Source organism: Rhizobium sp. YIM 134829 (assembly GCF_046546455.1).
The window spans coordinates 175,103-193,860 of the sequence record NZ_JBKHKI010000004.1; the positions used below are offsets into that span (position 1 = coordinate 175,103).

Genomic DNA, 18,758 nt, shown 5'->3' on the forward strand with positions numbered 1-18,758 from the left:
AAATGCATAGTTACCGACCGGTCACACCTATGTCAACAACCTCTTTCAAGAAATCCTCCAAAGGCGGCGCAACTATGAAAGCGGCCTCGGAATGTTGCGATGCAAACGTGAAAGTGGCGCCGCGTGATCGGATCGTGAGCACGGCGCGCGATCTCTTCCGCCAGCACGGCATTCGTGGCATCGGCGTCGATGCGATCGCCGAAGCGGCCTCGACCAACAAGATGACGCTCTACCGCCATTTCGGCTCCAAGGACGACCTGATCTGCGAGACGCTGAAGGCCGTCTCGTCGCAGGCCTGCGCGCTCTGGACCGAGCTTGCGACGACCCTCCCCGGCAATCCCCGCGGCCAGCTCGATCTCTGGGTCGATCGTATCGAAAGCTGTGTGCTCACCGAGCCGCATGGCTGCGATATGGCCAATGCGGCGGTGGAACTGAAGGAAGCCGGTCACCCCGCCCATGAGGTGATCGAGGCCTTCAAGGCCGACCAGCGCGCGCGGCTCACCGATCTCTGTCGCGAGGCCGGCGTCAGCGAGCCGGAGCTGCTGGCCGATACGCTGCTGATGCTCCTGGAAGGCGCGCGCGTCTCGCGCCAGGCGGTCGGCGCCGAGGGGCCAGCCAAACGGTTCCGCGAGGCCTGCCAGAAGGCCATTGCCATCTACAGCGCCTGACCTCTTCCGATCATTGCCTCTTGCCAAAGCCGGCCGCCTTTACGGCGCGCCGGCTTCGTCGTTTCGCGTCTGATGGTTCCACGGGCGGAGCGGGGCGTCAGAGGCCCTGGCGCTGGAGGAGGATGCGAACCTCCTCGAAGCGGCGGCGGTTTTCATTGTTGCGTTCATCCGCGGCATAGCAGGTGCTCGACAGGCAGAAGCGCTGCAGGTCGAAGGGCGCGGCAGTGTTGCGGAACTCGCAGGAGATTGTGTCGACCATGTCCTTCGGCTCGGTACCTTCGCGCGTCGAGTAGGTCATGCGCGCGCCCGGCGGTTTCAGGTCGGGGAAGGCCTGGACGACGCCGGTATGCACGGTCTCCGTCATCAGGAGATGCTTGGCGACCTGCACGCAGACATCCTCGATCTTGGGAGACTGCGCCGCGGCCGGCGAGGCAACCGACAGGAGGCCGGCGAGTGCCGCCAGCGGGGCGATGATGAGGGAGGGCGAACGGGGGGCGAAGGGCCGGGTCGTCATGCAGCTATGTCTCCTGCGAAGCCGCCGGTCTGAGCGGCAGCGGTGAAGGTCTCCTCTGGGTTCAGTAAGGAGAGTGACACTGATCTAGGGCGCCATCGTCGCTGGTCTATCGTTCCAGCTTGCGCGCGCCACTGATTCGCCGAAAAACTCCGTCTTCAGGCCGGCCGCTCAAGAAACGCGGCCTTCCGGCGTCGCTTTAGATCGCTATAACCTACGAAAATGGATCACGTTTCTTGTAGACCGACCGCAAGCCGGTGCTTTCATCGGCGCGGGATATTGCTGTTCAGCCGCCGAGGAACAAATATGCACTGCCACGGTTCGAAGCTGGTTCGAGCCGGCCGCCAAAGGGAGCACGTCATGGCAAAAGCCGATGATGACCGCATCAGAAAAAGAGCGCATGAAATCTGGGAAGAAGAGGGCCGCCCCGAGGGTCGACACAGCGAACATTGGGAGCAGGCTGCTCGGGAAGTAAGCAGCGCTTCCGCCGGCTCCAAATCTGCCGGCAAGGCCAAGGGCAAGGCCGAGAGTGCCACGGCACCGGAAACGAAGCAGGCGAAATCTGCCGCCAAGACAAAGGCTGCCAAACCCGCTGCGAAGTCTGCCGCCAAGAGTGAGGACAGCGCGACCGGAAACGACGCAGCCAAGGCCACGCCGGAAGAGGCTCCTGCCACGACGTCCGCGGCCAAGGCGACTGCGCCGAAACCGGCAGGCAAACCCGCGGCTGAGAAGCCGGCTGCCGCAAAATCCGCTGCAGCGCGCCCCGCCAAGGGCAAGGCGGACGCCCCGAAACCCGTTGCCGCGCGGGCAGATCAGACCGTCGTCAAGGCGCCGGCGCGGCGCAAGCCGAAGGCCGAGTGAGGTCCGTTCGAACCGCAGCCGGCGCGCCGCTTTTTGCGGCGCGTCTAGGCAGAAAGATAATGGGCTCTTGAGGAGCTGCAGGCGCCGGAGAAGTCCTTTCCATCCGGTTACTGCGACGCACAATTTTTCTTCGGAGGGGATGATTTTTCGTAGGACAGGATGACCGCTTTCCTCCATCATCGCGCCGCGGATGACGCCTCGCCAGCGCCCCGCTTCGAAGGCAGCCGCCCGGCTCCACCGATGGCAAACAGGAATGTGATCTGCGTGGATGTTCTCTCCGTGACATCGGAAGTTTTTCCGTTGATCAAGACCGGCGGTCTCGCCGATGTCACCGGCGCGCTGCCCAAGGTTCTGTTGGCGCGTGGGTACCGCACGCGCACACTCGTGCCCGGTTATTCCGCCGTTCTCGCGCAGCTCGATCAGCCGAAGACCGTTCATTTCTTCCCCGACCTGTTCGGCACGCCGGCGACGCTGCTCGAAGTCACGGCAGCGGGGCTCGATCTCTTCGTGCTCGACGCGCCGGCGCTCTACGACCGGCCGGGTGGACCTTATTCGGGCGAGGACGGCGTCGATCACCCGGACAATTGGAAGCGCTTCGCAGTGCTCTCCTATGTCGCCTCGGCGCTTGCCGGCGGCCTGCTTCCCGACTGGCGACCCGACCTCGTCCATACCCATGACTGGCAGACGGCGCTGACGACCGTCTATATGCGCTATTCCGACAATGCGCGGCATGTGCCGTCCGTGCTGACGATCCACAACCTTGCCTTCCAGGGCCAATATGCGGCCGATCGCCTGCCGCTGATCGGCCTTCCACCAGAGGCCTTCAGCATCAATTGCCTCGAATATTACGGTGACATCAGCTTCCTGAAGGGCGGCATCCGCACTGCCTCCGCCGTGACGACCGTCAGCCCCACCTATGCGCGCGAGATCGTGTCGCCCGAGCTCGGCATGGGCATGCAGGGCGCGCTGCTTTCGCGGCTCGATGCCTTCAGCGGCATCGTCAACGGCATCGATACCGAGGTCTGGAATCCGGCAAACGACCCCTATCTGCCGGCCAATTATGACGTCCGCCAGATCCGCCGGCGCGGGATCAATCGCGAGATCCTGATGCAGGCCTTCCATCTCGACAGCAAGCCCGGTCCGGTCTTTGCCGCCGTTACCCGGCTGACCTGGCAGAAGGGGGGCGACATGCTGGCCGAAGTGGCGGAGGAGATCGCCAGCCTCGGCGGCAAGCTGATCGTGCTCGGCAAGGGCTCGAAGGATATCGAGACCCAGCTTCTGCTGGCCGCCGGGCGGCATCCGGGCCGGATCGGCGTGCGCATCGGCTATGACGAGCATACGGCTCATCTTATCCATGGCGGCGCCGACATCATCATCCAGCCGTCGCGCTTCGAGCCCTGCGGGCTGACCCAGCTCTACGCGCTGCGCTACGGCGCCGTCCCCGTCGTCTCGCGCACCGGCGGCCTATCGGAAACCATCATCGATGCCAATGATGCGGCCATGTCGGCCCGCGTCGCTACCGGTTTCCAGTTCCATCCTGCCACCAGCGACAATCTCCGCCTGGCCATCCACCGCGCATTCCATGCCTATCGCGATCCGAAGAAATGGGCGCGGCTGCAGAACCAGGGCATGAAGGCCAATTTCTCCTGGGAGCGCTCAGCCGAGCAATATGCCGAGCTCTATGGCCGCCTGATCCAGGCCAATCGCTATGCGGGCCATTCGTCCTGAGCCGATGATCCTGGGTTTTTAACGCTCATGGAGCAAGCGCCCGCGGCGCCGCCGGCTTTCCTTGATCGTCAGTTGGCAGGCGCCTCGACGACGAAGATCTTGAAGCTGGCATATTTCTCGCCGATCTTGCGCGCGTCTCGATAGGCTTGGGAGGAAAAGGTCGCCTTGGCTTTCTCCAAACTGTCAAACCGGAGAATGGCCACGCGCTTGGGCGCGACGTCATCGATTGCCACCGGAGCCGTCGGTTTTGCCAGGAAGACCGCCCCGGCCTCGGCATAGACCTTGCCGACGAGCGGCAAGAACTCCTTCGTGAACTCTTCTGGCTGCCGAACATCGAGTTCAACGACAGCATAGGCAATTTTCTTATCCTCGGCTGCCGCCGGGTGGGAAAACAGCAAAGCCCCGACCAGCACCGCGCTGAGGGTCAAGGGGCCACGAGAAATTACATGCATCATTTGGCTCTCCGATTGGGACTGGGATGACGTCTGACCTTCGCCGGCATGATCCTCGTCCGACGATCAGCCCTGGCGGCGTCAACCGTCCATATCGATGCGATTGACGCCCGGAGCCGACCGTACGAGCTCGGGCACTTGCTATCAAGGTCCCTAATATGAAAGAAATTACATGTAATTATGGACGCCGTGCCGGACTCCCGACGGCATGGTTTGGGCAGTCTCCAAATGCCCCGGACCTGAAGGTGGCGGTGGAATGGGGGATGGGACCGGGTCAAGACGATACCCTCGGCAATCAGGCGGGGGGAAAGGTCGTCCAGGCACCTCATCCTCACAAAACGAAGACCGGTCGTCCTCCTAGCCGGAGCTTGAGGGATAACCGGTCTGATCACTCTTCGTAGGCATGCGAGGCGAGATGCCTTGCTACAGGAGGTGTCAGCTCGAGCGGAAAAGCGCTAGGCTGCGCGCCGCCATTTCGAAGCTTTCGCCCTCCACGGGTTGGGCTTCCAACGCCGGATCATCCGTCGTCAGTTCCAGCGTCCAGCTGCCGCCGTTCGGCGCCTCGGGCAGGGCGAAGGGTACGACGCCCTCATGCGGATTGAAGATCAGGAGGGCATGCGGCCAGATTCCGTCCTGGCCTTCGAGATCGGGCCGTGAGATCACGGCACCGATCGTCGTGCCGCCGCCATCGGCCCATTGCTCCGCCGTCTGTTCGCCGCCGCCGGCGTTGAACCAGGTGAGCACCATGCCATCGCGCCAACTCTCGCGGCGGAACAGAGGCTGCGCAGCGCGAAGGCTCGTGAGCCGGCGAACGAAATTGCGCAGCTCTTCGGCCGAGGGCGGCAGGTCCTCCCAGTGGATCCAGCTGATGTCGCTGTCCTGGCAGTAGCCGTTGTTGTTGCCCATCTGGCTGCGGCCGAATTCGTCGCCGCCAAGGATCATCGGCGTGCCATGCGAGAGGAGGAGCGTTGCGAGGAAGTTGCGTTTCTGGCGCTCACGGATGGCATTGATGCTCTCGTCGTCGGTCGGGCCTTCTGCGCCGTAATTGTCGCTGCGATTGTCGCTGTGGCCGTCCTTGTTGTCCTCGCCATTCGCCTCGTTATGCTTCTCATTGTAGGAAACGAGGTCGTTGATGGTGAAGCCGTCATGGGCGGCGATGAAGTTGACGCTTGCCCAGGGGCGGCGGCCGCGCTGGTCGTAGAGATCTCCGGAGCCGAAGAAGCGGGCGGCGAAATCGGGCGCCGTGCCGTCCGTGTCCTTCCAGTAGTCGCGCACGGTGTCGCGATATTTGTCGTTCCACTCGGCCCAGCCTGGGGGGAAGCCGCCGACCTGGTAGCCACCGGGGCCAATATCCCAAGGCTCGCCGACCAGCTTGACCTTGGAAAGCACCGGATCCTGCGTGACCGCGTCGAAGAAGCCGCCGCGCTGGTCGAACCCTTCCGGCTCGCGGCCGAGAATGGTGCCAAGATCGAAGCGGAAGCCGTCGACATGCATTTCCTCGACCCAGTAGCGCAGCGAATCGGTAACCATCTGAAGGACGCGCGGATGCGAGGTGTTGACCGTGTTCCCGGTGCCAGTGTCGTTGATATAGTAGCGGTGATTGTCAGGGATCGTGCGATAGTAGGAGAAATTGTCGATGCCCTTGAAGGAGAGCGTCGGCCCAAGCTCGTTGCCTTCGGCGGTATGGTTGTAAACGACGTCGAGGATCACCTCGATGCCGCCATCATGCAGTGCCCGCACCATGTCGCGGAAACCGGCCAGCGCGCGGGGCCCGTAATAGCGGGTGGCCGGGGCGAAGAAGCCGAGTGTGTTGTAGCCCCAATAATTGTGCAAACCCTTGTCGATCAGCATGCTGTCGTCGGGGAAGAAATGGGTGGGGAGCAGCTCGACCGAGGTGATGCCGAGGCTCTTCAGATAGTCGACCGCCGCCTTATGGCCCATGCCATCGAATGTGCCGCGCAGCTCCTCCGGAATGGCCGGATGCAGCTTGGTGAAGCCTTTCACATGCGTTTCGTAGAAGATCGTCCGCGACCAGGGGATCATCGGCGCGGTATCGCCTTTCCAGTCGTAATCCTTGGAGTCGATCACCCGGCTCTTGGGCATAACCGGGGCGCTGTCTTCCTCGTTGAAGCTGAGGTCCTTTTCCTCAGACTCCATGTCATAGCCGAAATGCGCGCTCGACCAGGCGACGTCGCCGACCAGTTCGCGGGCATAGGGGTCGACCAGAAGCTTGTTGGCGTTGAAACGGTGACCGTTTTCAGGGTCAAAGGGGCCGTGCACGCGGAAGCCATAGAGCGCGCCAGGCTTGAGGCCCGGAACATAGCCGTGCCAGATCTCGTTCGTATATTCGGGAAGCTCGATGCGGGCTGTTTCCTTGGTGCCGCTTTCATCGAACAGGCAGAGCTCCACCCGTTCGGCATGGGCGGAAAACAGCGCGAAATTGACGCCGTCCTTGTCCGGCGTGGCGCCCAGCGCCGTCCATGTGCCGGATTCCACGCGCGTCTTCCCTGAATGATCGGTCATCGAGATCCCCTGTGTCGAACCGATCAGTAAGTGTGCAGCGCGAAAAAGGTTCCTTTAGTGGCTTGAAAGATTTGATAAATGAGCAGCCGCGCCGTGTGATGGCGCGGCTGCTTTACACGTCTCAGGCGAAGAGGAAATCACCATCGGCGGGACGGCCAACGCCGACCAGCGTGATGGTGAAGTCGCTTGATCCGTTGCGGTCCGTATCGATCGAGAGGATCGTATCCACGCCGCTCGTCGTCGAGGCGATGTTGCTCACGTCGATGTCGAAGGCGCTGAGATCGATCTTGTCGGCTCCCGAAACGAAGTCATTGATCCGCTCGGCCCCGCCGGTGACGGCGAAGACGAAGACGTCGTTCCCGGCGCCGCCGATGAAGCTGTCGTTGCCTGCGCCGCCATCGAGCCGGTCATTGCCCATGCCGCCGACCAGGAAGTCATTGCCGCTGCCGCCGCGAAGGTCGTCATCGCCCATGCCGCCATTGACATAAACGGCGCGGGTCTCGGCGCTGTCGTCAATCGTATCGCCGGCCTGCGTCCCCAGACGGACGATCGAAAACTGGTCGCCGCGCTGAACGCCGCTGACGAGATCGCGCACGTCGAATGTCACGCCCGGGGTGGAGGAGACGAAGCTGATGCCTTCGTCATCGTAGCGGCTGCGGGCGCCGAGCCCGTCGAGCCCGTCTTCGGCGAAGAGCTGCACCGCATAGCCGCCATCCTGGTTGGCCAAGCTGTCGCCATCGCGGGCCGCGCCATTGCCCACCTCGGCGCTGGTGAAGGCAAGCCGCACCTGGCCAGCGGTCAAAGGCGCCGTGACATTGACGACGTCCATGCCTGCGCCGAGATCCACGCGATCCTGCCCATCCGTTGCCAGATTGACGATGACCGTGTCGTCGCCGGTCGAGCCGGAGATCACATCATTGCCGGCGCCGCCGATGAAGCTGTCATTGCCCGCAGCGCCGCGCAGGACGTCGTTCCCGGCACCGCCGACCAGGAAGTCGTCGCCTCTGCCGCCGGTCAGCCTGTCATTGCCCATGCCGCCATTGGCATAGAGGCTTTCCGCGCGCGACGCGGCGGCGGTGATGGTGTCGTTGCCCGACGTGCCGAGCTCGACAACCGTGAAACCGTCACCGCGCTGCACGCCGCTCACCAGATCACGCACATCGAAGGTAACGCCGGGTGTCGCGGAGACGAAACGGATGCCTTCGTCATCATAGCGGCTGCGGGCGCCGAGCCCGTCCATGCCGTCCTCGGCACGCAGTTGCACCGCAAAGCCGCCATCCTGGTTGGCCAAGCTGTCGCTGTCGCGGGCCGAGCCGTTGCCGACCTCGCTGCTGGTAAAGGTCAGGCGAACCTGGCCGGCAGAGGCCGGCGCCGTGACATTGACCGTATCGAGGCCAGCGCCGAGATCGACGCGATCCTGCCCGTCGGTCGCCAGATTGACGAAGACGCGATCGTCGCCCGCGCCGCCGCGGATCACGTCATTGCCGGCACCGCCGATGAAGCCGTCATCGCCATCGCGGCCTTCCAGCGTGTCGTTGCCGGCGCCGCCGACGAGGAAATCATTGCCTGTGCCGCCAATGATACGATCGGCCCCTGCGCCGCCGTTGATGTAATAGGCGCCTTGGCCCGCGGCAGCCTTCAGCAGTTCGGACTGCTCAGTGCCGAGCTGGACGACATCGAAGCGGTCGCCGCGTGAAACGCCGCTGACCAGATCGCGCACGTCGAAGGTGGCACTGCCTTCGGTCACAAAGGTGATGCCCTCATCATCGAACCGGCTTTCCGGGCCGCGCAGGCCTCCGCTCCGGTTTTCCGCCTGCAGATGCACGGCGAGGTCACCGTCCTGGTTCGGCTGGCTGTCGCTGTCGTCCGCCTCGCCATTGCCGACTTCGCCGCTCGTCAGCGTCAGGCGGATCTGCGAGACATTGTTCAGGGACTCCACGACCACGCGGTCATTGCCGTCGCCCAAATCCTTCGCCACCGGGCCGTCGCGGAAAAGATCCAGCCGGTAGCTGTCATCGCCGCGGGCGCGTCGGGCCGCGTCTTCCTTCGTTTCGGTGCTCATGGTCTGTCTCCCTTGTTGCTCGGCGTCGCCGTCGCGCCTCCTGCGCCACGAGTCCTGCCTGTCCGCGGAATTGTCCGCACGCCGGGAGACGACCTGTGGTGGCAAAGAGTTTCAAGGCGGACGAGTATACCCGGTCACATTGTGCGTGAACGCGGCGTGATCACTGTCGGCCTCGCCTGTCGAGGCGCGAATCCCGGGCGCTCTTTCCGCGCCGATCCGCGGCGCTACCTCCGCAATGACCAACGGAGAGCGGCATGGCAAAAGGGTGGAAGCGTCACGGGGAGAGAAGGCCGTGATCGAGGCTCTTGTCGCGCGCTACGGGGTCTTCGGCGTTCTGCTCGGCGCCGGGATCGAAGGGGAGGCGGTCGTGTTCCTGGGTGGGGTGCTGGCCCATCGCGGCCTGATGCCGCTCTGGCAGGTGATGATCGCCGCGGCCATCGGCTCCTTCCTGGCCGATCAGCTCTTCTTCGCGCTCGGGCGCCGCGCCACAAGCCTGTCCTACGTGCAAAGGCTGATGACGGCGAAGGCCATGCTCAGGGCGCGTGACCTGCTTCACCGCCATCCGACCGGCTTCATCCTCGCCTTCCGCTTCCTCTACGGAATGAGGATCATCAGCCCGGTCCTGATCGGCACGACCGAGATCCCGACCGCGCGCTTCGTGCTGCTCAACGCCGTGGCCGCCTGTCTTTGGGCAGTTGTCATCTCAGGCGTCGGCTATCTGTTCGGCAATTTGGTGGAAGCGCTGCTCGGCCATCTGCGCCTGCATCTCCACCTCCTCATCGCCCTCACCGCTCTCGCCCTCGCCGGCGCCGCGCTGCTGCTCCTCCGGCGGCGACAGGGGGATTGATCCTGCCCAAGGCGCTGGCCAGCCTGTTGGCCACGCTTTATGCAGGTGCTTCGCGGAAAGACAGGAACACGATGATGAGCGACAAGCCACGGGTCACGATACTCTATTGCACCCAATGCAACTGGCTGCTTAGGGCCGGGTGGATGGCGCAGGAGTTGTTGCAGACCTTTTCCGACAGCCTGGCAGAGGTGGCGCTCATTCCAGGAACAGGCGGGGCCTTCGAGATTCGTGTCGATGGCGCGCTGATCTGGGAGCGCAAACGCGATGGCGGCTTTCCCGGTCCGAAGGCGCTCAAGCAGCGCCTGCGCGACGTGATCGAACCCGGCCGCGATCTCGGCCATGTCGATCGCGGCCCGGCGGACGATGGCGGCTCCGATCCGGAATGACCGATCTGTCGCTGTTCGTCGGCATTTTCGCCGCGGCGTTCCTCTCGGCCACCCTCCTGTTCGGTCTCTCCGAAGCGGCGATCGTCGCCGCTTTGCAGAACCCGGATCTGTCCCGCTTCGCCGTAGTCGCGGTCGCAACGGGCGGCAATGTTCTGGGCGCGCTGGTTAATTACGTCCTGGGATTGTGGTTTCTGCGCTTTGAAGGAAAGCGCTGGTTTCCCGTCTCTCCGGCGGCCAGGCTGCGGGCGGAGCGCATCTTTCAGCGCTTCGGCCAGCCGGTGCTTCTTCTCTCCTGGCTTCCAGTCGTCGGCGATCCGCTCACCCTGGTCGCTGGCCTGCTGAGGATGCCGATCCTGCCCTTCCTCCTCTTCGTCACCCTTGGCAAGGCCGCCCGCTATGGCGCGCTGGTTGCTCTCTTCGGTTAATCAAGCCCGCTTGTTCCGGGTTTTCTTGGGGAGGTCTCCCGTCTATGGTTCCGCCGTTAGACGGGACGGGTGGCGACAGAAGGAGCACGGCGCAAGTGAGTCTCAAATTCGGTACGAGTGGGCTTCGCGGCCTGTCGGTGGATCTCGAAGGTCCGGCAGCAGCCGTCTATGCCGCGGCCTTCGCCCGCAGCCTGCTTGCCGCAGGCCTCGTCCGCCCGGGCGACACCATCCTGATCGGCCGGGATTTTCGTGCCTCGAGCCCGAAGATTGCGGCCATTGCCGCCGGCGCCCTGCAGCGCGAAGGGTTTCAGGTGCGCGATTGCGGCACGGTTCCGACGCCGGCTCTGGCATTGCAGGGCCTCGCCATGGGCGCTGCGGCGCTGATGGTCACGGGCTCGCACATTCCCGCCGATCGCAACGGCATCAAATTCTACCGGCCGGATGGCGAGATCGGCAAGGCCGACGAACTGGCGATCGGCGCGGCCGCGCAGGCGATCGAGGCCGAAGGCGCCATCGATGCCACCCCGGCCGAGGTGGAGAGCCTGGAGGCAGAAACCCGGGCTCTGTTCTTGGCGCGCAACACGCGCTTGTTGCCGGACGGCGCGCTCGCCGGCCTGACCGTCGGCGTCTACCAGCACTCCACCGTCGCGCGCGATCTTTTCGCCGAGGTGCTCGAACATTATGGGGCAACGGTCGTCAGGCTCGGCTGGTCGGACACCTTCGTTCCCGTCGACACCGAGGCCGTCTCGCTGGAGACGATCGAAGCGCTGCGGCGCTGGACGGCCGAGCACAGTCTCGACGCGATCGTCTCTGCCGACGGCGATGGCGACCGGCCACTCGTGAGCGACGAAACCGGCGAGCCGCTGCGCGGCGATCTCCTTGGCCTGATCGCGGCCGAGTTTCTGGGTGCGCAACTGGCAGTGACGCCGGTCACCTCCAATTCGGGGCTCGAGCGCCAGGGTAACATCACGATCCGCCGCACGCGGGTCGGCTCGCCCTTCGTTATTTCCGGCATGCAGGAGGCGCTTTCCGAACGCGTGCAAGGCGTCATGGGATTCGAGGCCAATGGCGGCACGCTGACAGCCAGCGACTTTTCAATCAACGGGGGGACGCTGACGGCGTTGCCGACGCGCGACAGTTTCCTGCCCGCGCTCGCCACGCTCTCCTTCGCCGCCGACCGCAAGCTTTCGCTCTCCGCTTTGGCCCGCAGCTATGCCCTGCCCGTGGCGCTCAGCGACCGTCTGGAGCAGTTCCCGACCGAAACCAGCTCCGCCTTGATGGCCGAGCTGCGCAGCAGTCCTGCCGCGCTCGCCGCATTTCTGGCGCCGATCGGTCGGCCGGCCTCGGTCAGCGATATCGATGGCCTGCGGGTGACGCTGGAGAGTGGGGCCGTCATCCATTTCCGCCCCTCCGGCAACGCACCGGAAATGCGCTGCTATGTGGAGGCGCAAGACGACGCCGCTGCGCAGCACCTGCTCAAGGATGGCCTTGCACGGATCCGCTCCTGGGCGGCGTCGCGCTGAGCCACGCCGGACGGCGCGAGATGGGGGCACTTTTGATCGAGACGTCAGGGCAGGGCGCAGCCGCATCGCGGCATGCGCCCTGATTTCCAACAAGAAAATCCCGCGTCGCTGTCGATTTTCGGGGTCGGGATGGAAAAGATGCGAAAGCCTGTTGACACTCGCCCGGCCAGCTTTTACATGCCGGTCCGTCGCCCAGATGGCGGAATTGGTAGACGCGCAGGTTTCAGGTACCTGTGCCGCGAGGCGTGGAGGTTCGAGTCCTCTTCTGGGCACCATTTCCCTTTAGAATAGAGTGTTTGGCCGGATTTCGGCTGGTTCGGATCCGTGCCGACGGATGTCGAGCAGCGTTGCATGATGCCTTCATCAGCGCCAGGTCACGCAGGTCTTGATTCAGACCGCTATCAGTCCAGTAAAGTAAAAGCGCTGGCTTGCGCCACGGGCCCTTTTACACGGCAATGACGCTCAGCGCTTGCGGTCGATCTGCTTGACGATATCGATGAAGGCGCGCAGCGAGGCCGGCATATGGCGGTTGCGGGGGTAATAGAGCGCAAGGCCGCTCGTCGGCGGGCACCAGTCGTCGAGAACGGTGACCAGCGCGCCCGTTGCCAGAAGCGGCCGGGCGAAGGGCTCGGGGACGAAGGCGATGCCGCGTCCTGCGGCTGCGGCTTGCACGAGAAGATCGCTGTCATCGAGCGTCAGGCTGCCGGGGACATCGACCGTCATTTCTTCGCCGCGAAGTGAAAACTCCCACTGGTAGCGTTTGCCGCTTGGAAGTCGTTGCCGGATGCAGCGATGGGCCGCGAGGTCGTCGGGCGTCATGGGCGCGGTCTTGCCGGCGAGATAGGCGGGCGCGGCGATGGCCACGAAGCGGACATCGCCGCCGAAAGGGACGGCGACCATATCCCGCGGGACCGCCTCCAGGAGACGGATACCGGCATCGAAGCCCTGCTCCACAATATCCACCAGCCGACCTTCGGAAACGAGGTCCAGTTCGACATCGGGGTAGAGATCGAGAAAGCGTGGGACCGCCTCGTTGAGGAGCAGCCGGGCGCCGCTCTTGTTGGCATTGATGCGCAACACGCCGCTCGGCGTGCCGCGCTCGTCCGACAGGCTGTCGAGCGCGCGATCGAGATCGCGCAGCACCGGATCGAGGCGCGCGAGCAGGGCGGCGCCGGCGGTCGTCGGCGAGACGCTGCGGGTCGTGCGGTTGAAGAGGCGGACGCCGAGCTTGGCCTCGAGCGCGATGATCGCATGGCTGAGCGCCGAGCGCGACAGGCCCATCTGATCGGCCGCGCTGCGGAAGCTTCGATGCCTGGCGACCGCGGCGAAGGCGGCGAGATCGCTGAGGCTCGGCCGTTGCATTCGTGAGCTCCTTCTACCAATCCATTCGAGACTGGTGAACCCATAGCACGAGATCGGAAATGGCGCCGCAAGACGCTTGGCCTGCGCCAGGATCGTCCGGACCAACATACGTCCGAACGCCAGGCTGTCCCGGGAGCGACCGAGCCTTCAAGCTTCGCCGGCCGCCACTTACCTTCCGTCGAGTCATTCCGTTTTCTGCCCCTGCCAATCGAAGCGCTTCATATGATCAAGAAGGGCCCGCATGGCGGCGCTCGGAAGGCGGCGGCTCGGATAATAAAGGAACCAGTGCGGCAGAACCGGGCTGTAGTCGGAGAGGAGTTCGATCAGTCGACCGTCTTCAAGGAAGGGACGGGCATAATCGTCGAAAATATGGGCAATGCCTCGGCCAGCCAAGGCGGCTTGCAGCTCGTTCTGGGCAGCGCTCACCGTCAGGCGGCCGGTGGGTGTCACCTCGATCTCCTCCTCACCGTCCACGAAGCGCCAGCTTACCAGGCTGCCGCCGGGGAAGCGGCGCCTGATGCAGTCATGGCCGACGAGCGCTTGCGGCGTGCGTGGCGCACCATGCCGATCGACATAGGAAGGCGATGCGACGATGGCGTAGCGGAGTGCGGGCCCAAGCGGCAGCGCGATCATGTCCTGGGCAAGCTGCTTGCCGAAGCGCACACCGGCGTCGAAGCCCTGCGCGACGATATCGATGACGGCGGCATCGCTGACGATCTCGACCTTCACCTCGGGATGCCTTTCCATGAAGTCGAAGACAAGCGGGCAGAGACAATGATCGACGGCCGGCGCCGGCGCATTGATGCGCAGCGTTCCCGTTGGACTGTCGCGCAAGGCATCGATCTCGACGACCGCCAGCTGGATGTCGCCGAGCGCCGGGCCGAGCCGCTCCAGCAGCCGCTGCCCAGCCTCTGTCGGCGATACGCTGCGAGTCGTTCGGTTGAGAAGGCGGATGCCAAGGCTTGCCTCCAGCGACGCCACGGTCTGGCTGAGCGCGGAGGAGGAGACACCACGTTCGCGCGCTGCCGCACGGAAGCCGCCGCAGCGAATGACAGCGGCAAAGGCATCGAGACTATCAAGGCGAAGCGGAATCATTGCGAAGTTTGGCTTATCAGGCTGTCCGTCGCTGTGCAGCTTATCGGCCTACTGCCCATCTGTCATCCTTTGCCCATAAGCGTGCTGCCGTCGTCGTCGGTTCAATCAGACGAGCCGAGAGCGGAAGGGCAGCCGACGATCGGAAAGGAACGAGCGATGACCCATTTCACCCTCAAGCGACGCACGATCATGCTGTCCGCCGCCGGCGGCGTGGCCGCGCTGTTCGGCTCAGCCGGCACCGGCATTGGCGAAGCGCAGGAAGCCGCGCCGGCGATGCTGCGCAATGCCGGCGTCTATCGCTTCCGGGTCGGCGACATCACGGCAACCGTTCTTAGCGATGGCGTTATCGGCGGGCCGCCGCGTGTCTATGCGAGCGACGCGCCGGAAGCGGAGCTGCGCGAGGTGCTGCGCCGGGCTTTCCTCGCGGAGGACCACATGGTGCTCAACCTCAACACGCTGCTGATCGAGACCGGCGGCCGGCGGATCCTGATCGAGGCCGGCGCCGGCAAGACGATGGGGCCGAATGGCGGGCAGCTGTTCGAAAATCTGGCGGTCATCGGGCTTGGGCCCGCCGATATCGACACCATCGTCATTTCGCACACCCATCCGGACCATGTCGGAAACCTCCGGGCCGCTGATGGCGGCAAGGCCTTTCCGCGCGCCACAGTCCATGTCCCGAAGGCCGACTGGGACTTCTTCGTCCGCACCGAGCCCGACCTGTCCTATATGCCGGTCCCGCCGGAGTTCCGGGCCCGGTTCGGCGCGGCGATCAAGGCGAGTCTTGCACCAATTGGCAAGGATGTAGAGGTCTACGAGGCCGGCGTGGAGATCGTGCCCGGTTTGACGTCGATCCCTGCCGAAGGTCATACGCCTGGCATGGCCACGTTCCTCGTCCATTCCGGCAAGGACCAGCTCTTACTGACAGCGGATCTTGCCTATCACCCGGTCGTCAATGTCGATCATCCCTGGCGCCCGGGCCCCGACCGCGATCAGGAGCGCGCGCTCGCCTCCCGTCGCCGAATCTTCGACCTAGCGGCCGCCGACAGCATTCCGCTTCTCGGCTTCCACTTTCCGTTTCCGGGGCTTGGCCGGATGCTGAAGACCGACGGTGGCTATGCCTGGGTGCCGGCCAACTGGCAGTTCTGATGCCAATCGAGCGCGTCGGCGCTCCGAGCGGGGGCGTGGCATCGCCAGCTTGACGGCTCTTCAGAAACGGACGCTTTGCGTTAGATTAACCTTTTGTAGGTAGTCTCTATCCAAATTGATCCTGGAGACTTTCGTGCCGCACCTTTTTGCTTCCCGATCCGATAAACTTCTGGCCGCGCTAGACCTCTCCTTCGCCGTCATTGAATTCGACGTGGACGGCCAGATTCTGAGCGCGAACCGAAACTTCTGCGACCTGATGGGCTACCAGCCGGGCGAGCTCATCGGCAAGCACCACAGCCTGTTTCTGGATCCAGACTATGCGAAATCGGACGAGTATCGCGCGTTCTGGGGGAAGCTCCAGGGCGGCGATTTCGTCTGTAGCGAATTCATGCGGCTGACCAAGAGCGGCCGCGAGGTCTTCATCCGCGGCAATTACAATCCGGTGAAGTCGAGCTCCGGCAAGGTGCTGAAGATCGTCAAATTTGCCAATGACATCACCCAGACCAAGCTGGACGGTATCGACACGGCCGCCCGCGTCCAGGCCATCTCGCGGGCGCAGGCGGTGATTGAATTCAAGCCGGACGGCACGATCATCTCCGCGAACCAGAATTTTCTCGATACGCTTGGCTATTCGCTGGCTGAGATCGTTGGCCAGAACCACCGCATGTTCGTCGAGCCGGGCTTTGCCCAGTCCGCCGCTTATGCCGAGTTCTGGCGTAAGCTCAACGCGGGTGAGTTCGTCTCCGACGAATTCCGCCGGATCGGGAAGGGCGGGCGGGAGGTCTTCATTCAGGCTTCCTACAATCCGGTCTTCGACCTGAAGGGCCGGGTGATCAAGGTGGTCAAGTTCGCGACCGACGTCACCGGCCGCGTCAATAATGTCGACCAGCTGGCCCGTTGCCTGTCGAAGCTCGCCGAAGGCGATCTTTCGCAATCGATCGAGCATCCCTTCATTCCCTCCCTCGAACTGCTGCGGCAGGATTTCAATGCCGCCTGCAATCGGCTGAAGGCGGCGATGCTGACCGTCAGGCGCAATGCCGAGGCCATTTCCAGCGGCGCCGACGAGATCCGGGTGTCGGCCGATGCCTTGTCGCAGCGCACCGAGCAGCAGGCAGCCTCCGTCGAACAGACAGCGGCTGCGCTCGAGGAGATCACCACCACGGTCAAGGACTCCTCCCGCCGCGCCGAAGCCTCCGGCAACCTCGTCGCCCGGGCCAAGGAACAGGCCGATCATTCCGGCACGGTGGTGCGCGAGGCGATCTCGGCCATGGACAAGATCGATTCCTCGTCGAAGGAAATCTCCAACATCATCGGGGTGATCGACCAGATCGCTTTCCAGACCAATCTCCTGGCACTCAATGCGGGCGTGGAGGCCGCACGGGCCGGCGAGGCTGGCAAGGGCTTCGCCGTGGTCGCCCAGGAGGTGCGCGAACTCGCTCAACGCTCCGCAACTGCCGCCAAGGAGATCAAGACGCTCATCACCGCCTCGACGAACCATGTGGCGGATGGCGTCTCGCTGGTGAGCAAGGCCGGCGAGGCCCTGCAGGCGATTGCCGGCCAGGTCGGCCATATCAACGAGGACATCAGCGCCATCATCAACGCCGCGCGTGAACAGTCGAATGCGCTCGGCGAGATCAACACCTCGATCAACGCCGTTGACCAGGGCACGCAGCAGAATGCGGCGATGGTCGAGGAACAGACGGCAGCAAGCCACGGCCTTGCCGAAGAAGCGGCCGCACTGTTCGGCCTGCTCGACCAGTTCCGCTTCGACAGCCCTGCCCGCAGCGCATCGTACAGCGAGCCCCGCGCGTCTGCTCAGCCGCGGTCCCGGGCGGCCTGACGTGAGAGACTGAGCCGGCCCCGCAGCGTCTGCGGTGCCGGTTCCGAACCGCGCCGGCCCGGCCTTCCCGATTGAATTCGGGCGTCGTCTTCGAGGCCTGCCATCCGATCGGCGCGATCAAAAACCGCACATGCTTTTGTCGGAAACAGGACGCCAGCCGGTGCCGAATGGTCGAGAGAAGATCCTCACCGATTCGGCGCGGAGCGGAGGCTCACCATGTCCAAGATAGGAACTGACGGGAACGACTATATCTATAATCCGGGGTCGCAGGCGGTTTATGGCTTGAGCGGCGCCGATGTTATTGGATCGAACGGCAGGGGCGATCTGACGGGTTATGGCGGCGAAGGCTCCGATGTCATTGTGTTCGACCGCTCCGTCGATACGAACGGCTCGCTGGCAGTCCTGAGCGCCCATGGCGGCACTGGCAATGACTGGCTCGTCAACTGGTCGACCGCCGTCGGCGGCGACAGGCTTTATGGCGATGAAAACAACGACATCATCTACGGCGGCTACGGCGATGACATGCTGGATGGCGGCGGGGATATCGACGGTCTCTTCGGGGGGCCTGGCAATGACCGCCTCTATGGCGGTGATGGGGATGACTACAACACCACGATCGGCGCCGGATCGACCGCCTTTGGCGCTGGATTCTACGTCGAGCGGCAGGCTGGCCGTTACGGCGAAGCCGGCGACGATCTGCTCGATGGTGGCGCGGGAAACGACTATCTCGATGGCGGCATCGGCAATGACGAGCTCTCCGGCGGTCGTGGTGACGACAAGGCCTATGGGCAGGCCGGAGATGATGACCTCTCTGGAGGGACTGGCAACGACGATCTCTACGGAAATGATGGGAACGACACGATCGAAGGCGGTTCCGGCAATGACGGGCTGGTCGGTTCGACCGGCGATGACATCGTGTCGGGCGGACGCGGCGATGACAGCCTCTGGGGCGATCTCGGCAATGATCTTCTCTCCGGCGGCACCGGGAAGGATACGTTCCGCTTTCTCTATGACGTCAATGCCAAGACCAATGTCGACACGATCAGCGATTACAGCGTCGCCGACGACACGATCTATCTCGCCAAATCGGTGTTCACGAAGATCGCCGGGTCAGCGGCCCTGTCGGCCGCTCAATTCTGGGCAAGCAGCGATGGCAAGGCCCATGATGCGTCCGACCGTATCCTCTATGAGACCGATACCGGAAAGCTCTCCTATGATCCCGACGGCAAGGGTGGTGCCAAGGCCGTGCTGTTCGCCATCCTCGATCGCGATCTGGCCATGACGGCGTCCGAATTCGTGCTGTTCTAGGTCCGTCGGCATGACGGACCG

General features: G+C 64.0%; 16 protein-coding genes and 1 tRNA gene. 11 read left to right on the plus strand and 6 right to left on the minus strand.

Annotated elements, in window-relative coordinates:
- Positions 1 to 29 precede the first annotated feature (29 nt).
- Positions 30 to 668 (plus strand): TetR/AcrR family transcriptional regulator, encoded by a 639-nt coding sequence (locus tag ACLE20_RS09685; protein WP_410940065.1) that lies wholly within the window; start codon positions 30 to 32, stop codon positions 666 to 668.
- Positions 669 to 765: 97 nt separating this feature from the next.
- On the opposite strand, the gene ACLE20_RS09690 is transcribed toward ACLE20_RS09685, so the two are convergent.
- Positions 766 to 1,182, minus strand: a complete 417-nt coding sequence (locus ACLE20_RS09690) for a hypothetical protein (protein ID WP_410940066.1) — start codon at positions 1,180 to 1,182, stop codon at positions 766 to 768.
- A 276-nt stretch (positions 1,183 to 1,458) separates the two neighbouring features.
- Between ACLE20_RS09690 and ACLE20_RS09695 the strand changes: the two genes are divergently transcribed.
- On the plus strand, positions 1,459 to 2,040 hold the full coding sequence (locus ACLE20_RS09695; RefSeq protein WP_410940067.1) for a DUF2934 domain-containing protein: 582 nt from the start codon (positions 1,459 to 1,461) through the stop codon (positions 2,038 to 2,040).
- 264 nt (positions 2,041 to 2,304) lie between these two features.
- Positions 2,305 to 3,768 (plus strand): glycogen synthase GlgA, encoded by a 1,464-nt coding sequence (glgA, locus tag ACLE20_RS09700; protein ID WP_410940068.1) that lies wholly within the window; start codon positions 2,305 to 2,307, stop codon positions 3,766 to 3,768.
- 68 nt (positions 3,769 to 3,836) lie between these two features.
- Here the strand turns inward: glgA and ACLE20_RS09705 are convergent, their stop codons facing one another.
- The 3 genes from ACLE20_RS09705 to ACLE20_RS09715 form a co-directional block, all read right to left on the minus strand.
- Positions 3,837 to 4,181, minus strand: a complete 345-nt coding sequence (locus tag ACLE20_RS09705; RefSeq protein ID WP_410940069.1) for a DUF1330 domain-containing protein — start codon at positions 4,179 to 4,181, stop codon at positions 3,837 to 3,839.
- Between the two features lie 474 nt (positions 4,182 to 4,655).
- Positions 4,656 to 6,743 (minus strand): glycogen debranching protein GlgX, encoded by a 2,088-nt coding sequence (gene glgX / locus ACLE20_RS09710; RefSeq protein ID WP_410940070.1) that lies wholly within the window; start codon positions 6,741 to 6,743, stop codon positions 4,656 to 4,658.
- 121 nt (positions 6,744 to 6,864) lie between these two features.
- The gene (locus tag ACLE20_RS09715; protein ID WP_410940071.1) at positions 6,865 to 8,805 is read right to left on the minus strand and encodes a calcium-binding protein; all 1,941 of its coding nucleotides are present in this window, start codon (positions 8,803 to 8,805) and stop codon (positions 6,865 to 6,867) included.
- Positions 8,806 to 9,097: 292 nt separating this feature from the next.
- On the opposite strand from ACLE20_RS09715, the gene ACLE20_RS09720 reads away from it, so the two are divergent.
- The 5 genes from ACLE20_RS09720 (at position 9,098) to ACLE20_RS09740 (ending at position 12,261) form a co-directional block, all read left to right on the plus strand.
- On the plus strand, positions 9,098 to 9,652 hold the full coding sequence (locus tag ACLE20_RS09720; RefSeq protein ID WP_410940072.1) for a DedA family protein: 555 nt from the start codon (positions 9,098 to 9,100) through the stop codon (positions 9,650 to 9,652).
- Positions 9,653 to 9,726: 74 nt separating this feature from the next.
- Positions 9,727 to 10,038: a SelT/SelW/SelH family protein gene (locus ACLE20_RS09725; protein ID WP_410940073.1), complete on the plus strand. Its 312-nt coding sequence runs from the start codon at positions 9,727 to 9,729 to the stop codon at positions 10,036 to 10,038.
- Positions 10,035 to 10,463 carry a YqaA family protein gene (locus ACLE20_RS09730; RefSeq protein WP_410940074.1) on the plus strand — a complete coding sequence of 143 codons (429 nt, stop codon included), beginning with the start codon at positions 10,035 to 10,037 and terminating at the stop codon, positions 10,461 to 10,463. The genes ACLE20_RS09725 and ACLE20_RS09730 overlap by 4 nt, the downstream gene beginning before the upstream one ends.
- A gap of 95 nt (positions 10,464 to 10,558) precedes the next feature.
- On the plus strand, positions 10,559 to 11,986 hold the full coding sequence (locus ACLE20_RS09735; protein WP_410940075.1) for a phosphomannomutase: 1,428 nt from the start codon (positions 10,559 to 10,561) through the stop codon (positions 11,984 to 11,986).
- A 190-nt stretch (positions 11,987 to 12,176) separates the two neighbouring features.
- A tRNA-Leu gene (locus tag ACLE20_RS09740) sits at positions 12,177 to 12,261 on the plus strand.
- A gap of 187 nt (positions 12,262 to 12,448) precedes the next feature.
- Here the strand turns inward: ACLE20_RS09740 and ACLE20_RS09745 are convergent.
- Both ACLE20_RS09745 and ACLE20_RS09750 read right to left on the minus strand, forming a co-directional pair.
- Positions 12,449 to 13,348 carry a LysR family transcriptional regulator gene (locus ACLE20_RS09745; RefSeq protein ID WP_410940076.1) on the minus strand — a complete coding sequence of 300 codons (900 nt, stop codon included), beginning with the start codon at positions 13,346 to 13,348 and terminating at the stop codon, positions 12,449 to 12,451.
- A gap of 183 nt (positions 13,349 to 13,531) precedes the next feature.
- Positions 13,532 to 14,443 carry a LysR family transcriptional regulator gene (locus ACLE20_RS09750; protein WP_410940077.1) on the minus strand — a complete coding sequence of 304 codons (912 nt, stop codon included), beginning with the start codon at positions 14,441 to 14,443 and terminating at the stop codon, positions 13,532 to 13,534.
- Positions 14,444 to 14,599: 156 nt separating this feature from the next.
- Between ACLE20_RS09750 and ACLE20_RS09755 the strand changes: the two genes are divergently transcribed.
- The 3 genes from ACLE20_RS09755 (at position 14,600) to ACLE20_RS09765 (ending at position 18,737) form a co-directional block, all read left to right on the plus strand.
- Complete coding sequence (locus tag ACLE20_RS09755; RefSeq protein ID WP_410940078.1) at positions 14,600 to 15,589, plus strand: MBL fold metallo-hydrolase; 990 nt, start codon at positions 14,600 to 14,602, stop codon at positions 15,587 to 15,589.
- Positions 15,590 to 15,722: 133 nt separating this feature from the next.
- The gene (locus ACLE20_RS09760) at positions 15,723 to 17,429 is read left to right on the plus strand and encodes a PAS domain-containing methyl-accepting chemotaxis protein (protein WP_410940079.1); all 1,707 of its coding nucleotides are present in this window, start codon (positions 15,723 to 15,725) and stop codon (positions 17,427 to 17,429) included.
- A gap of 216 nt (positions 17,430 to 17,645) precedes the next feature.
- The gene (locus tag ACLE20_RS09765; protein ID WP_410940080.1) at positions 17,646 to 18,737 is read left to right on the plus strand and encodes a calcium-binding protein; all 1,092 of its coding nucleotides are present in this window, start codon (positions 17,646 to 17,648) and stop codon (positions 18,735 to 18,737) included.
- The last annotated feature ends 21 nt before the right edge of the window (positions 18,738 to 18,758 follow it).